Genomic DNA, 15,743 nt, shown 5'->3' on the forward strand with positions numbered 1-15,743 from the left:
ATACATACTGAGCGATGGCACCAACGGCATAAGATGGTTAGCTATGGCCGCGGCGGGTTTCGGCACTCCCCACGGCATCCCCAACTTCAAAGGTGTCTTTTTCATGACCACCCGAACGTCCGCGCCTGGTTCAACCGGATCAGCCGCACCGGCAGGCTCCCCCGCGGTGCGCAAGATGCGCCCCCGCCACCTGGTCTTCATGAGTCTGGGCAGCGCCATCGGCACGGGACTGTTTGTCGGTTCCGGCGCCGGCATCCAGGCAGCCGGACCGGCGGTTCTGCTGTCGTTCCTGATTGCCGGCACCATGGTCATCCTCGTCATGCGCATGATGGGTGAGATGGCCGCGGCCGATCCCAGCAGCGGAGCCTTCTCCGTGTATGCGGAAAAGGCCCTCGGACGGCCGGCCGGCACAACCATCGGCTGGCTGTGGTGGCTGCAGCTGGTAATCGTGATTGCCGCCGAGGCTACAGCGGCGGCCGCCATCGTTGCCTCCATGTGGCCGGGCTCGCAGCAGTGGCTGCTGGCGCTGGTGTTCATGAGCCTGTTCACCGCCATCAACCTGGGCGGCGTCGCCAGCTTCGGCGAGTTTGAGTACTGGTTTGCGCTGCTCAAAGTACTGGCCATCGTGGCGTTCCTCGCCGTCGGCGTCGCCTTTATATTCGGCTGGCTGCCCAACGTTCCGGCGCCCGGACTGAGCAACCTCACCGGCAACGGCGGTTTCATGCCGCACGGCTGGAGCGGGGTCGGCGCGGGACTGCTGCTGGTGGTCTTCGCCTTCGGCGGAACGGAGATCGTTGCCGTGGCGGCCGCCGACACCGAGGAGCCCGAGACCAACATTGCCAAGGCCATCACGTCAGTGGTGTGGCGCATCCTGGTTTTCTACATCGGATCAGTCCTGGTGATCGTCACCATCCTGCCGTGGGACAGCGAATCCCTAAGCACCGGACCCTTTGTTGCTGCACTGGCGGAGGCACGTGTTCCGGGAGCCGACGTCGTCATGGCCGTGGTGATTGTGGTGGCCCTGCTGTCGGCGCTGAACGCCAACCTGTACGGCGCTTCCCGGATGGTGTTCTCACTCGCTGAGCGGGGCAGGGCGCCGCGGGCGCTGGCCCGAAAGGGCGCCAGCGGTGTCCCCCGTGCCGCGGTGGCCGCATCGGTGGCCTTCGGTTTCCTGACCGTGGCCCTGAATTACCTGTACCCCGAAACGGTCCTCATGATCCTGCTGAACCTGGTGGGTTCCACCTGCCTGGTGGTCTGGGGGGTTTCGATTGTTTCGCAAATCATCCTGCGCCGCCGGGCCGAATCCGCGGGCGTGGAACTGCGCTTCAAGATGTGGGCGTTCCCCTGGCTCTCCTACTTTGCATTGGCCCTGCTGGCCGGCATTGGGGTGCTTGGGTTCCTGGACCCGGCAGTCCGGATCCAACTGCTGGCAACACTTGCCCTGACCTGCGCACTCGGCTTTGCCGCCTGGCTCATGGACCGAAGCGCCATCAAGTCCGGCCGCCAGCTTAACTAACTTCAGAATCCACCGCTTCGCTGTTTATATCCGGCCCTGCCGCTAAATTTCAACGAACTGCCAATCACTTCAAAAACAAGTGCTGGAAATGGCCGCAAAGTATTCCAGCATTGTTGCAGCATAAAAAGTGGAAAAGGCAATTCCCTGCCGAGCTGAGCCGCCGCGGCAGCAGCATGGCCAACAGCCGCGCAGAAGCGCTTCCGAGCTCTGCGCGGCTGTTGGCGCAGGAGACAGCTATCTCCTACGTACCGCTGCTTGCGCTATTGTCCCTTGCGCTTCTTGGGTGCGAGCTCTGACTCGGCACTGGTCTTCGCCCTTTTTTCGGCACGCTTGTCCTTGATGGACTTGCCGGGCTTCTTCTCATTTGAACCCTGCGGGGATTTACCTGACAATTTAGGCTCCTCTGAAAGAACAAATACGGATAGTCCAGACCATACCCGGTAAAAAAATAAAAGCCAGTCCTCGCCGCTCCTGCCGGCTGTCCAATCGATGCCGCACTGACCCACGCCAAGGGCCACCGTTGCAGCACTCGGCTGGAGGCCACGACCGCGGCAGGTGCGGAGGTGGCGCAGTGGCGGACTGAAGGACCCCCTGCCGGGGCGTTTGGGCACCCGGCACATTGGACGTACCGTATGTCTCGTGCGGCCTCCTGACGGATACGCCGTACACATCAGCCGCATCCGTGCGGGATCCAGCGAGTATGGGAGTACCGGCGTGACTGAAAGTTCTGTTCCCGTGAAGATCCGTGCCGTGGAAGGCACCAACCCGGGCCTGTTCGCGGAGATCATCATGCCCGACGGCGGCGCAGCGGCCGCGCGGCCGGTGCTGCTCCTGCACGGCTTCGCTTCCTCATCACAGCTGAACTGGCAGGACTCCGGCTGGATCAGCACCCTGACCGCTGCAGGAAGAACCGTCATCACTGTGGATTTGCCCGGACACGGACGCAGCGCCGCACCCGCGGACCCGGACGCGTACCGCCCCAGCCGCATCCGCGCGGATCTGCTTCAGCTGCTGACTGACGCCGGGGTTCTCCCGCTGGCTGACGACAACCCGGCGTCAGGTGTGGACGTCATTGGCTATTCCCTGGGTTCCCGGCTGGCATGGGAGCTCGGGGCCACTCAGCCCGAACTGGTTCACCGCATGGTCCTGGGCGGTCCGGGAAGCGATGACCCCCTGGCCGATTTTGATCTGGCAGGTGCACGGGCGAGCCTGGCGGGAAGAGAAGAAACAGCCGACGGCGCCACAGCCGAGCTGCTGCGGATGGCGAAGGCGGTTCCCGGCAACGACATGCCCGCCCTGCTGGCCATGGTGGAAGCGGTCAAGGAGGAACCGTTTGTTCCGACCGATGCCGTTCCCCGGATGCCGCTGCTGCTCGTGGCCGGCGACCTCGACACGTTTGCAGCTGGCGCACCGGAGCTTGCTGAGCTGTCCGGACAGGCAGAGCTGCTCCTGCTGCCGGGCCGAACCCATGCCAACGCCGTCACCTCACGGACCTTCAAACAGGCAGCTGTCACCTTCCTCGGGTGAATCGCGCGCTGCCGGGAGGCGTGTGCGTAAAGGCATATTACGAGTTGATAAAGCCGGCACCGGGTTGCGCCCTCTATCCAGAGCCCCGGGATATGATGTTCTGGCGAGCAGGTCAGAATCGATTTCATCAGGCTACTGATTAAATCCCCTTCCGGTGCCGAGCATTACACCCGGATGCTGTCTGCCGTTTCTTTTTCTCTTCGATAGACCCTCAAGGAGGACACCCGTGGATGTACTCCTTGGGCAGCGATACCGGACCGTTGAGCTTTTGGGTACCGGCGGAGCCGCTTCCGTCTACCGCGCGGTGGACGAGAACCTGGGCCGGGAAGTTGCCGTCAAACGCTTTCATCCCAGCGTCAGTGATGACGATGAATACCGCCGCCAGCAGACCGAGACCCTCCTGCTGGCCACCCTCAACCATCCCGGCCTGGTGACCCTGCTGGATGCCGGCACTTACGCAGAGGAAGACGGCCGGGCGTCCACCTATCTGGTCATGGAGCTCGTGGACGGGCCCGATCTCCGCAAAACTCTGAAGTCCGGTCCGCTGACGCCGGCCGGAACCGCTTCGCTGGGCGCCGATCTGGCCGATGCGCTGAATTATGTGCATTCCAACGGCGTGATTCACCGGGACGTAAAGCCGGCGAACATCCTGCTGTATCCGCAGGCCGAAAACGACACCCGTCTCTATCCCAAGCTGACGGATTTCGGTATTGCCCGGATGACCGAAGCCACGGTCGCCACGGCGCACGGAGCCACCATCGGCACGGCAAACTATCTGAGCCCTGAGCAGGCGCTGGGCGGTGCGGTTGAACCGCGCACGGACATTTACTCCCTGGGACTGGTGCTTTTGGAGTGCCTTACCGGGGAAAAGGCTTTTCCCGGCCCCATCGTCGAGTCCGCCGTCGCCCGTTTGGTCCGCGACCCGGAGATTCCGGCGGAGCTGGGCACCGAATGGGTGGATCTGCTGCGCGCCATGACGGCCCGGACCGTGGAGGCACGTCCCGAAGCGCATGACGCCGCCGGCGCGCTCCGTGCCCTGGCCGCAGAGTCGGACGCCCTGCAGCATGCCGTGGATTCCGCGGACTTCGGCCCGGACGACGCCGTCACCGGAGGAGTCACCACCGGCAACATCTACATTCCCCTGCCGCCGGCGCACGCCCCCAGCCTCGGCTAGGCGTTCCGCGGCACGGCATTATGGCGGCACACAGAAAAGCCCGGACCGATTTGTTCATCGGTTCGGGCTTTCCGGCTGCGGCGCGGTTCCCTATTTGGAACCCTCGGCCGACTCCTGGTCTTCTTCGGGCTCAAAGTTTGAGGCCTCATCTGTGGACGCAGCGGCAATGCCGTCCTCGGTGTCGGGGATGGTGCCCTCGGGTCCGGTGGTCCCTTCGCTGTCCTTGTGCTCGTGGTTGGCTTTGTCTTCGCTGCCCATGGTGGGTCTCCTCGTCCGCTGCGGCTCCGCCGTATGTTTCCGGCGCTTCCTTTGATACTAAGGCACCTGACCAGTGTCGTGACAGCGGGCTACGGGGCGAAAACCTCCTCCGGGGCCACGGTCACTTCCAGAAGCAACGGCTCGCCGGTCGCAGCGGCGGGCGCGGCGAGGACAGCGAGCTCGGCCTCCAGCGCAGAGAAGTCGGTGACGCGCCTGGCCTGAACACCCAGGCCTTCAGCCAGCGTGGCAACAGAGATCTGCGGAAACCCCGGCCACGGCGCCTTGCCGCCGCGCTTGTCGGCCAGCCTGTCCATCACCGCGTAACTGCCGTTGGCCAGGACAATGAACACCACGGGAACGCCGCGTTCGGCGGCCGTCCACAGCGATTGAATCGAATAGAGCGAGGAGCCGTCACCCACGACGGCGACCACAGTCCGGTCAGGCAGGCCCATCTTGAGTCCGATGGCGGCAGGCAGCGCGAACCCGAGCCCGCCCATGGCGGCCGAGACAAAGCCCAGGGGGGCGCGTGCCGGCACCATGGCCTGCAGTGCCGGCCGCGAGGAGGGCGCTTCCTCGACCAGGACAGCGTCCCGGGGCAGGTAGCGGGCCAGGAGTTCAAAGACGTGTGCCGCCCGCAGTGCAACGCCCTCCTGCGGGCGCTCCAGCCGGAAGGCTGCCTCCGGAGACACCGGAGACGCCGGACGCTGCGGACGGCCCACAAGCCGGGACCGGAGCAGTTCGCAGATGCCGGCCGCCAGTACGGCCGGATCGCCGACGAGTGAGAGCTCAGCGGGCGAGCGGTTTGCCTCGGCCGGATCCGCCGTCAGCACCACCATCCGGGTCCCTACGGGAACCAGCGGACCTTCGTTGTACGGGTACTGACGGATGGCCGCGGTGCCCGCCACGAGCAGCACATCGTGCCCCTCAAGGGCAGCACGCACCCTGACACGGTCTGCCGGAAGCTGTCCCTGATACAGCGGATGCGTCTGCGGGAAACCGGCCCGCGCGCCGAACGGCTCAATCCAGACCGGAGCCTGCAGCGCTTCGGCCAGAGCTGTCAGCGCCGCCCAGCCCGCGTCGGTGTCGTTTCCAGCGCCGGCCAGGATGGCCGGATTGGCGGCACCGGCCAGCAGCGCGGCCACCTCTTCAGCAGCTGCGGGCAGACCGGGCGGCGCCACAACCACCCGTCTGGAGGCCGCGGCGGCGTGCGGATCCGCCGGCTCGTCCCAGTCCCCCATCGGCACGATGACCAGCACCGGACCCGATCCCTGCTCGGCCTTCAGCGCGGCCCGTGAAACCGCGGACGGAACATCAGCGGCCCGGGCCGGCGCCAGAACCTCCAGCGGATAATTGCCGGCCAGCCCCTCCAGCTGACCGGTCAGGAACGGCTCCAGCGCCAAATGCCGGCGGTCCTGCTGGCCGACCATGACCACCAGCGGTGCCCGGTTGGCGCGCGCCGTCGCAATGGCACCGACGGCATTGCCCAGCCCTGCCGTGGTGTGGAGCAGGGCGAAACCGCAGCGTCCGGTTGCCAGCGCGTAGCCGGTTGCCATCCCCACCACGGAGCCCTCGTGCAGGGCCAGGATGAAATCGAAGTCGTCGGGCAGGTCAATAAGGAAGGGCACTTCCGTGGAGCCGGGGTTCGAAAACAATGTGGTGAGGCCCCGCAGCCGCATCACGTCGAACGTTTCCTCCCGCACCGTCCTCACTTCCGGGCCACGCTTTCCCCGCCGGTATCTGCCCCGGGCACAGCTGAGCGCGGGACTCCCGCGCCGTCGGCCGCTGCTGCCCCCTGTTTGCCGGCGTTGCGTTTTGCCAGCTGGATCTGCTCGTAGACGTGGTTCCGCAGTTCCACGAAACGCGGAAGCGAGCGGGTGGTGAGCTGGTCCCGCTCCTCCGGCAGGTCGATGACAATGTCCTCCTGCACCACGGTGGGTGAGCTGGAGAGAACGACGACGCGCTCCCCCAGATACACGGACTCGTCGATATCGTGGGTGACGAAGAGGATGGTCACCCCCAGTTTTTCCCAGATGTGCCGAACCAGGTCCTCCAGATCGGCGCGGGTCTGCGCGTCGACGGCGGCAAAAGGCTCATCCATCAGCAGGACCTTGGGCTGGTAGGCGACAGCCCGGGCGATGGCCACACGCTGCTGCATGCCGCCGGAGAGCTGCCACGGGTAGCTGGTGGGTACGTGGTCCAGTCCGACCGCCGCCAGCGCATCGTCCACCAGCCGGGTCCGTTCCGCCTTCGGGGTGCCCGCGGTTTTCAGCGGCAGCTCAACGTTGGCGCGGACCGTCATCCAAGGGAACAGGCTGCGGCCGTACTCCTGGAACACCACCGCCATGTCCTTGGGCGGCTCCGTGATCCTTGTGCCCTCCAGGAGCACTTCGCCCGACGTCGGCGCCATCAGCCCGGCGATGATTTTCAGCAGTGTGGTCTTGCCGCTGCCGGAGGGACCCACCAGGCAGACCAGTTCCCCGGGGCGGAGGTCGAAGGTGAGATTCCGGACCGCCTCCACCTCACCGGCGTCGACCTTGTAGATCTTCTGGATGCCGCGGACCTCCAGCAGCGGCTTTCCGGCCTCGGCCGTGGAATTACTCTGCATGTTCTACCTCTCTCAAGCCGTGGTACCAGCCGAGGATGCGGCGCTCGGTCCACTGGAACAAAAATGACATGGTCACGCCGATCAATCCCAGGACCACAATGCCGCTCCACATTTCCGGAATGGCGAAGGACCGCTGGAACTGGACAATCGTGAAGCCCAGACCCTCCGAGGATGCGAACATCTCGGAGATGACCATGAGGATGAGGCCGATGGACAGGCACTGCCGGATGCCGGCCATGATCTGCGGGCTGGCGCTGGGCAGCACCAGGTAGCGCAGCCGGTTGAACCCGTCGATGCGGAAGGTCTTGGCACTGTCGCTGAGGGTGCCGTCCACGGCGCGGACGCCCTCGATCGTGTTGAGCAGCACCGGCCAGATGCAGCCGGAGACAATCACTGCAACCTTCATCTGATCGTTGATGCCGATCAGCAGCATCAGCACGGGAATGAGAACGGGCGGCGGAATGGCACGGAAGAATTCCAGCATCGGCTCCAGCAGGCTGCGCAGCCAGCGCGTGGTTCCGATCAGCACGCCCGCAACGGTGCCCAGCAGGATTGCCAGCAGGACGCCGATGATCAGCCGGGTGACGCTGGGAACCACGTCCTGCACGAACCGGTCCCCGACCCAGACCGTCACCAGTTTGTCCGCCAGCACCCCGGGTTTGGGGACAAAGAAGTTGGTGGTTCCCAGGGTCGACACCCACCAAATAGCAATCAGCAGTGCCGGCAGGCCAATCAGGTAGGCGAATTTCTTGAGCAGTGTCATACCACTACCTCCCCACGCACCGAGCTGTGCCAGCTGAGCGTGCGCCGTTCGATGAACCGCATGCCCAGATTGATCAGGATGCCCAGCACCCCGGTGGTCAGTACCAGCGCGTACATCTGCCCGACGGCGCCGCCGGACTGTGCCAGCGCAATTTCGTTGCCTAGTCCCGGCGTGCCGATGATCAGCCCGGCGGTGACGGCCAGGATCAGCGCAACGGCCGCGGCCAGCCGGATCCCGGTCATCAGGTACGGCAGCGTGGTGGGCCAGACAACGTAGCGGATCCGGTCGAACCGGCTCAGCCTGAAACTGCGGGCAGTGTTGCTGGCGACCGGATCCACGTCCGCCACCCCGTACAGCATCTGGATCAGGACCTGCCAGAAGGAGGCGTACACCACCAGCAGCAGAGTTGATTCCAGATTGAAGCCGAACAGGAGCACCGCCAGGGGAATCAGGGCCACGGACGGAATCGGGCGCAGGAACTCGATGGTGGAATTGGTCGCCCGGCGCAGGAAGGTGCTGGAACCGATAATCAGACCCAGCACGACGGCGGCGGAGGCTGAGATCGCAAGCCCCAGGGCCCAGCCGGTCATCGTATGCCCGACGGCGGCCCAGAAGGCGCCGAGAGCCAGGTTGGAGAAGAAGATGCCGAGCACTTCGCTGGCCGGCGGCAGGAAGGCGGGGTTGACCAGCCCGAGCCGGGGAATGAGTTCCCAGGTCAGGAGGAAGCCCACGATGCCGGCGAGCCCCAGCAGAGGACCGACAGGAAGCCGTTGGGGAGTTTTCATGGATCCCTGTTTCTCGTCGGTGCTACTGCTGGGCGGGAAGGATGCTGTCCAGGTCCGGAGCCTTGCTCAGGGTGCCGTAGCGGGTGGCGGCATCTCCAAGGACAGCCGCTGCATCCCGGTTGAATTCGACCCGGAAGGTGGGCAGGACCATCTTGGACCGCATCGCTTCGTCGATCTTGGTGTAGGTTCCCACGACCTCGCGGACAGCTTCGGGGTTCTCCTGGGCGAAAACGGTCGACTTGTTCATGGCCTCGGTGAACTTTTCCACAAGTTCGGGATTGGCTTCGATGTACTCGCCAGAGGTGAAGTACCCGGAAATGTCCAGGTTCGGATCGGTCTCGGCAAAGTTGTAGGAGATCACCCGGGCACCGGACTCCACGGACTGGGTCAGGAACGGGTCAAGGATCCAGGCAGCATCCACCTGGCCCGACTCCAGGGCTGCAGGGGCGTCGGGGAAGGGAACCTCCACAAATTTGATGGACGAGGCATCGCCGCCGTCGTCCTCCACCACCTTGCGGATGGTGGTGTCACCGATGTTGGAAAGGTTGTTGACTGACACCGTCCGGCCCGCCAGATCGGCAGGGGTCTCGATGTCGGAATCGGCAGATACCACCACTGCCCCGAAATCGGAGGAGGTGTCTCCTGTGGTGGAGTTGCCGTTCGCCACGAACTGGACGTCCAGGCCCTTGTCGTTGGCAACCATGACCGACATGACGTTTCCGAAGGCAAACTGGAAGTCGCCGCTGACCACCCCGGGCACCGCCGCGGCACCGCCGCTGGTGGTCTGGATTTCGAGGTCTATGCCGGCGTCTTCAAAGAATCCCTGTTCCTTCCCCAGCCAGATGGGAGCGGTGTCCACGATCGGGATCACGCCCACAGACATCGAGGTCAGGCCTTCTCCCGCAGCGCCGGCCGTTTCGGTGGACTCGTCACCCGAGAGCGAGCCGGAGCCGCAGGCGGAGAGGGTCAGGACGGCAGCAGCGGCAGCTGCGGCGCAGACGGTGGCACGTTTCACGGATCGGCTCCTTTGACGAGGTCGCGGCCGTGCCGTTCAGTGCACGGCCGCTCAAGTTCGCATGGTGAACATGAGTTCTCCACGCAAACGCTAAGGAGGTAATCCGGATCAGTCAAGGAAGTTTGTGAATTGCATCACTACCGAAAGCTGAACGTGACCTTGCCGGACGGCACGCTTCATTGTATTAGCGGCGTCCGGCGTACGGTCGGAACGATCGAGCGGCGGCAGGGGTCGCCGGTCAGGCGCGGCGACGCCGTGCGGCGACGGCCCAGCGGGTGACCAGGCTCAGGATTAGCAGCGCTGCAGCGGCACCCACCGAGACAAGGAACGCGGCCTGGTGTCCGTGACTGTCTGCCAGGCGGCCCGCCAGGGCGGCGCCCAGCGCGGTTCCCGTGACAACGCCGCTGGCGAGCATGGTCATGACCGTGCCCATCAGGTGCCGCGGCGCGACGACGGCGCCGATGCCGAAGATGCTGACCATCGTGGGACCCACCGGAATACCCAGGACAAAGAGCGCCACCAGCATGGTGGGAACGTCTGCGGGGAACAGGAGGAGCACCGAGAAAGCCGTCATGGCGGCGGCAGCGGCAAGCCAGCGGGCTGCCGGTCCGAACCGTTCAGGCCAGAAGGCCACGGACAGTGCCGCGGCGGCTGAGCTGATGCCCATGACCGCGTACAGCAGTCCGGCTGCGGAGGAGATGCCGAAGACTCCGCCGAAAGCGGTGAGGCTCGTTTGCGTTCCGCCGAAGAACGTTCCCATGGCCACCATGCCGAGCACGGGAAGCGCAATCAGGAGCCAGTCCGCACGCGGTTCCGCAGCGGCAGGCGTGAGCGGTTCGCCGGCGGCAGCGGCAGCGGCCTCTCGTTCTTCGCGGGCTGCGCGTGCCGCCCGGGCCGGAACAACGGTGCGGACCGTGGGATGCACGGCGAAAGCGCTGACCATGCTCAGCGTCAGGACGGCGGCGATGGCCAGCGGGAGCCAGGGCGCGACGGCGGCGGCCAGCAGCCCGACCAGCGCCGGACCGAGGACGAAGCTCAGTTCATCCGCAGTTCCTTCATAGGACATGGCAGTGTCCAGGTCCCGGGTGCCCGCGGAACTCTTACGCGCAGTCATCGCCATCCACCGGACACGAGCGAGCGGCCCCACCTGGGGGCAGGTGGCCCCCATCAGAAAGGCGGTGGCAAGCGCCGCGTAGGGGGTGGAAGCATCAGGCAGCTGGAAGGCCATGTACAGGGTCAGCGCGATGGCCAGCGGGTTGACGACGGCGGCGGCCAGCAGGACCGGCCGCTGGCCGATGCGGTCGGCCACGTAGCCAAGGACGGGAGCGCCTATGGCCGAACCGATGCCGACGGCGCCGGCGGCCAGTCCGCCGGTGGCGTAGGAACCGGTGACGCTCGTGACCAAGGTCAGTGCACCGATGGTCAGCATGGCCAGGGGAAGCCGGGCCAGGAAGGCGACCGGGACAAAACCGCGTCCCGCCATCGCGAAAATCCGGGCGTAGCGGCCGGCGGTTGCCGCGGTGGCCTGGTCGGGAGCCGGGGAATCCGGCTGTGGGGATTCCGGCTGCGGGATGTGCGGCTGCGGGTCGGGAGACTGCTGCTCCGGAGCCCGGGAAGAGACGGAAGAAGATGACAGGTGGTTACTCATGCGATGTCCAGATACGTTGCATCGCGCATCGTCCCCCCTCCCGATGCGCCGAACCCGGTTACGCATCCAGCTTACCTTCTCTCGGGAATCAGCGCAGGGCGCCCTACACGCCCACCGGGTTCCCGGCCGAGAAGCGGACGGAGGACCCGTTGCGCCCCTTGGTGATCTGCAGTTGCGCGCCGATCCGCTGCTTCATCTCCGCCACGTGGCTGACCAGCCCCACCACCCGGCCGCCGTCGCGCAGTCCTTCCAACGCGTCCATGACCTCTTCCAGGGAGGTCTCGTCCAGACTGCCGAAGCCCTCATCCACAAACAGTGTCTCGATGTTCACGCCCCCTGCTTCCTGCTGCACCACGTCGGCAAGCCCCAGTGCCAGGGCCAGGGATGCCATAAAACTCTCGCCGCCGGAAAGGGTGGCGGTATCCCGGTGCTGCCCGGTCCAGGCATCGGTGACGTGCAGGCCCAGCCCGGACTTCCTGTTGCCCGCGGTGGAGTCGCTGTGTACCAGGGCGTACCGTCCGCCCGACATGGCTGACAGCCGTTCCGTGGCTGCCGCAGCCACCTGTTCCAGGCGTGCGGCCAGTACGTAGGTGCTCAGCGTCATCTTGTAGCCGTTCTCCCCGGCTCCGCGCGCAGTGTCGGTCACGGAGCGCAGGAGGTCGAACCGTTCCTCCAGGGGGCGGATGCGCTCGGCTGCCGCTGCCAGTTCCAGCCCGTACGACTGGAGCGCCTTGGTGGATGCTTCCAGCAGACCCAGCTGGACCGAGCAGTCCGTCAGGCGCGTGCGGGCCGCCGCCGCCGCATCCGAGGCCAGGACCAGATCCTCCTCTTCGGGCACCGGGAGCGGTTCACCGTCCGCGTCCACCTCGGCTGCCGAGTCCTCCCCTTCCCGGCGCAGAGCCAGCCGCTGCCCTTCCTGGTCGTACCGGGCCACCGTCAATTTGGCGTCGGCGGCCGAGCCCGCCTCCAGCAGGGCATCGCGCACGTCCTGAACCGTTTCGAAGTCGGAGTCCTCCAGACGTGCTGCGAGGTCGTCAGCGGCCTCGGCCGCATTGTCCCGCGCGGTCTGCAGCTCGGCGAGGGAACGCCGGGCGGCGCCGATCAGGGCGCGAAGTTCTGCCAGACAGTTCACCCGTTCGGCGAGCGTTGCAAATCCGTCGCGGGCGGCCTCCACTCGTCCGCTGAGATCGGCAATTTGGCGCTGCGCCGAAAGGCGCTGCTCGTCGGCCTGGGCCGCAGCAACCAGCGCTGCTGCTTCCTGCTCGGCCAGTGAGTTGCGTTTTCGGGACAGTTCCGCGCCGCGTGCCACGGCGGTATCCAGTTCAGCGGCGGCGGCCGCCGCTGCGGCAAGTTCACTCTCCGCTGCTTCTTCCTGTGCCTTGGCTGCCTCGAGATCGCCGTCTCCGCCCTGGATCCGCAGTTCGGCGACGCTGCGGCCGTCCTCGGCCGCCTGCATCCGGGCAGCTTCGTACGCGGACTCTGCCGCTTGGGTGAGCCGCAGTGCGTCGTCCTCATCCTGCTTGGTGACGGCGCTTTCACCGTCGGGCAGGGCGGCCGGTGCGGGGTGTTCGCAGCTGCCGCAGACGGGGCAGTCCTGCCCGTCCACGAGTCTTCCGGCCAATTCTGCAGCGGCCTGGTCCAGCCGGCGCTGCAGTTTGTCCTGCCAGGCCTGGCGGCGGTCCTGATAGATGCCGCGCAGGCGTGCCGCCTCGGTTTCGGAGGCTGCAGCCGTAGCGGTGGCTTCGGCATATTCGCTGATGGCGAGGGTCAGGGCACGGGCACGGAGCACGTCTTTCTGTGCTGATTCCTGCCGGGATGCCTGCTCCCGCAGCGATTCCAGTTCCCGGGTCAGCTCGGATTCTTCGGCGCGCAGCTCCTCCCCCGCTGCTTCCGCGGCAGCGGCTGCGGCCCGGCTGGCATCGCCGCGGTCGGAAGCGTCCTGGAACGTCGCCTCCAGGTTCCCGATGCGCTCTTCCTCGGCCAGCGCTGCTTCGGCCGCGCCCAGCTCCGTGGTCAGCCGGTCCTCGGCAACTGACAGGGCCGGGGCGAGGGCCCCTTCGGCGGCCATGTTGTCGGTGAGGCCGAACCCGGCTGCCTGTACATGCGCCAGCAGTGCCGCCTGTGCCTGTACAGCAGCCTGTTCGCGGAGCCGGAGCCGTTCCTGCGCAGTGTCGACAGCCCGGACGTAACCGCTCAGCGACTCGGCCCGCAGATGCCGTTCGAGGGCGCTTCGCACCGGTTCCACCTCGTCGCGGCGGGCGGCATGAGCCTGTTCGTCACGTTCGAGCTGCTCCCGGGCAATGCCGCGGGAACGGCGCGTCTCCACGTCCTGGCGCGTGTGCTCGGCTTCCCGGAGCGCGGCAGCCAGGGATGTGTGCTCCTTCCGCGCAGCCGCTGTGCGGAACGCCAGGAGGCGGCGGAATTCTTCCACTTGGCCGGCCTCACCGCCTTCGACGGCGCCGGCCCCAGTGTGTGTGTCCGTGTCTGCGTCTGTGTTTGTGTCTTCAGCTGTGCCCTCCGCCCAGCGCTCCATTTCGTCGCGCGCGCGGCGCATCACATGCTCGCTCTCGGCGCGGGCGGCATTCAGCTCGCGCTCGGCCACGGCCAGGTCCGCCTTGAGCTGGGCTTCAATATTCTCGAACCGCGTGGTGCCGAACAGCTTCTGCAGCAGCGCGGACCGGCTGGCGGCGTCGGCCTGCAGGAAGGCCGCGAAGTCGCCCTGCGGCAGCATCACCACCCGGGTGAACTGATCCTTGTCCATGCCCATCAGGGCCCTGATCTCGACGCCTGCTTCATCATTGCGGGCGGTCTTCTGGATCCATTCCCCGTTGACGAGTTCGCGGAGGGTGGTCTTTGCCTGTTCCACGACGGTTTTGCCGGTTCCGCGCTTGGCCGGACGGTCCCAGGCCGGGGTGCGGACCACTTCGAAACGGCGGTCCCCGGAGCTGAACTCGCACAGGACCTCCGGCGCGGTGTCCGGTGCGGCGTGGTCGCTGCGCAGCCGCTTGGAGGTTTGCCGGGAGCCGGGGACAGATCCGTACAGGGCATAGCAAATGGCATCCAGGATGCTGGTTTTTCCCGCACCCGTGGGTCCGTTGAGCAGGAACAGTCCGTGGGCGCCGAGCTCATCGAAGTCGATGACCTGCCGGTCCGCGAAGGGACCGAAGGCCTGGATTTCAAGCCGGTGGATCCTCACTGTGCCGCCTCCGATGCCTGGACCTTGGAAAGTACTTCGGCGAAGAGCTTCTTCTCCTGCTCGTCCGCCTGCCGGGACCGCACATGGTCCAGGAACCCGCAGCAAATCTCCAGGTCATCCGTGGCCTTGGCCAGCCGCTGGCTGTAGGTCTGGTTGGCAGTGCGCGGCCCGGACGCCGGATCAAACGCCAGCACCAGGGTGTCGGGGAAACGGGTCCGCAGCCGCTCCATGGCCTTGGCGGGACGTTCGTCATCCGTCAGGGTGACCTGGCAGTAGGCATCCTCGGCCTCGGTGAGGGACGGGTCCGCGAGCAGGTGCTCCAGCGTGCCCCGGAGGATCGCCAGCCGGCGCGGCGCCGGCCAGAGGACCGGTTCCACCGACACCAGACCCTCGCCGTCGAATTCCGCCAGCAGACCGCCCTTCTGCTGCCGCGCCTCTGAGAACGAGTACGGCAGCGGAGAGCCGCTGTAACGCACGGACGGGCTCAGCTCCTGCCGGCCGTGCAGATGCCCCAGGGCCGTGTAGGCAAATGAATCAAAGAGGTCCAACGGAACGGCGCCCACGCCACCCACGGTGAGGTCCCGTTCGCTGTCCGAGGTGATGCCGCCGCTGGCAAAGACATGGGCCATGGCGACGGCAAGAACCGGGCGGCCTTCCGCAGCCCGGCGCTGAACATCTTCCCGGATTCGGCGGACGGCCTCGGCAACCACGGTTTCGTGGTGCGGCGTCTCGACGCCGAGTTCCGGTGCAGCCAGCCGCGGTTCAAGGTAGGGAATGCCGTAGACCGCCACCGGGATGCCCCCTGTTTCCAGCAGGACCGGTTCCGGAATTTCACTGATCCGGGTCCGCAGGTAGACGCCGCCGCGTTCAAAAATGCGGCTGCCGAAGCCGAGGCGGGCTGCGGAATCATGGTTGCCGCTGGAGAGGATCACCTTGGCGCCCGCGGCGGTGATGCGGTCCAAAGCAGAGTCCAGCAGGCGCACGACGTCGACTCCCGGCAGCGCGCGGTCGTACACATCTCCGGCGATCAGGACCGCATCCACCTCCCGCTCAGTGACCGTTTGGACCAGCCGGTCAATGAACTGCTGCTGGGCGCCGAGCATCCCCACGCCGTGGAAGGAGCGGCCCAAATGCCAATCGGAGGTGTGCAGTATTCGCATACCAACAAAACTACATCGCGGCGCCGACACTCTCCGGACACCCGTGACATGACAACGCCCACCCCCTGATCGCGCCGTCGAACGGCGGAAGGGGGC

The 15,743-nt window shown here is 66.2% G+C and carries 13 protein-coding genes; 3 read left to right on the forward strand and 10 right to left on the reverse strand.

Annotated elements, in window-relative coordinates; translation table 11 throughout:
- Positions 1–103: 103 nt before the first annotated feature.
- Positions 104–1,516: an amino acid permease gene (locus MUG94_RS11870; RefSeq protein ID WP_423724265.1), complete on the forward strand. Its 1,413-nt coding sequence runs from the start codon at positions 104–106 to the stop codon at positions 1,514–1,516.
- Between the two features lie 260 nt (positions 1,517–1,776).
- On the opposite strand, the gene MUG94_RS17240 is transcribed toward MUG94_RS11870, so the two are convergent.
- Positions 1,777–1,908 carry a hypothetical protein gene (locus tag MUG94_RS17240; RefSeq protein ID WP_269436952.1) on the reverse strand — a complete coding sequence of 44 codons (132 nt, stop codon included), beginning with the start codon at positions 1,906–1,908 and terminating at the stop codon, positions 1,777–1,779.
- Positions 1,909–2,230: 322 nt separating this feature from the next.
- Here MUG94_RS17240 and MUG94_RS11875 point away from each other — a divergent pair, with 322 nt between their 5' ends.
- Positions 2,231–3,043, forward strand: a complete 813-nt coding sequence (locus MUG94_RS11875; RefSeq protein WP_423724266.1) for an alpha/beta fold hydrolase — start codon at positions 2,231–2,233, stop codon at positions 3,041–3,043.
- Positions 3,044–3,269: 226 nt separating this feature from the next.
- Positions 3,270–4,217, forward strand: coding sequence for a serine/threonine-protein kinase (locus MUG94_RS11880; protein ID WP_227891924.1), 948 nt, complete (start codon positions 3,270–3,272; stop codon positions 4,215–4,217).
- A gap of 90 nt (positions 4,218–4,307) precedes the next feature.
- On the opposite strand, the gene MUG94_RS11885 is transcribed toward MUG94_RS11880, so the two are convergent.
- The 9 genes from MUG94_RS11885 to MUG94_RS11925 all read right to left on the reverse strand — a co-directional run bounded on the left by MUG94_RS11885 (position 4,308) and on the right by MUG94_RS11925 (position 15,647).
- Positions 4,308–4,475 (reverse strand): hypothetical protein, encoded by a 168-nt coding sequence (locus MUG94_RS11885; RefSeq protein ID WP_227891926.1) that lies wholly within the window; start codon positions 4,473–4,475, stop codon positions 4,308–4,310.
- An 89-nt stretch (positions 4,476–4,564) separates the two neighbouring features.
- A complete protein-coding gene (locus MUG94_RS11890; RefSeq protein ID WP_247098814.1) occupies positions 4,565–6,175 on the reverse strand; it encodes a thiamine pyrophosphate-dependent enzyme in 1,611 nt (536 codons plus the stop codon).
- A 5-nt stretch (positions 6,176–6,180) separates the two neighbouring features.
- Entirely contained in the window at positions 6,181–7,080 is a 900-nt protein-coding gene (locus MUG94_RS11895; protein ID WP_227906255.1) for an ABC transporter ATP-binding protein, read from the reverse strand.
- Positions 7,070–7,843 carry an ABC transporter permease gene (locus MUG94_RS11900; protein ID WP_227906256.1) on the reverse strand — a complete coding sequence of 258 codons (774 nt, stop codon included), beginning with the start codon at positions 7,841–7,843 and terminating at the stop codon, positions 7,070–7,072. The genes MUG94_RS11895 and MUG94_RS11900 overlap by 11 nt, the downstream gene beginning before the upstream one ends.
- Positions 7,840–8,628, reverse strand: coding sequence for an ABC transporter permease (locus tag MUG94_RS11905; RefSeq protein ID WP_227906257.1), 789 nt, complete (start codon positions 8,626–8,628; stop codon positions 7,840–7,842). The genes MUG94_RS11900 and MUG94_RS11905 overlap by 4 nt, the downstream gene beginning before the upstream one ends.
- 22 nt (positions 8,629–8,650) lie before the next feature.
- Positions 8,651–9,643 carry an ABC transporter substrate-binding protein gene (locus MUG94_RS11910; protein ID WP_227891935.1) on the reverse strand — a complete coding sequence of 331 codons (993 nt, stop codon included), beginning with the start codon at positions 9,641–9,643 and terminating at the stop codon, positions 8,651–8,653.
- A 238-nt stretch (positions 9,644–9,881) separates the two neighbouring features.
- Positions 9,882–11,291 carry an MFS transporter gene (locus MUG94_RS11915; protein WP_227906258.1) on the reverse strand — a complete coding sequence of 470 codons (1,410 nt, stop codon included), beginning with the start codon at positions 11,289–11,291 and terminating at the stop codon, positions 9,882–9,884.
- A 103-nt stretch (positions 11,292–11,394) separates the two neighbouring features.
- On the reverse strand, positions 11,395–14,487 hold the full coding sequence (locus tag MUG94_RS11920) for an AAA family ATPase (RefSeq protein ID WP_227906259.1): 3,093 nt from the start codon (positions 14,485–14,487) through the stop codon (positions 11,395–11,397).
- Positions 14,484–15,647 (reverse strand): exonuclease SbcCD subunit D, encoded by a 1,164-nt coding sequence (locus tag MUG94_RS11925; RefSeq protein WP_227906260.1) that lies wholly within the window; start codon positions 15,645–15,647, stop codon positions 14,484–14,486. Before MUG94_RS11925 ends, MUG94_RS11920 begins: the two co-directional genes overlap by 4 nt.
- Positions 15,648–15,743: the final 96 nt, after the last annotated feature.

The organism is Arthrobacter gengyunqii, assembly GCF_023022985.1.
Taxonomy (GTDB): domain Bacteria; phylum Actinomycetota; class Actinomycetes; order Actinomycetales; family Micrococcaceae; genus Arthrobacter_B; species Arthrobacter_B gengyunqii.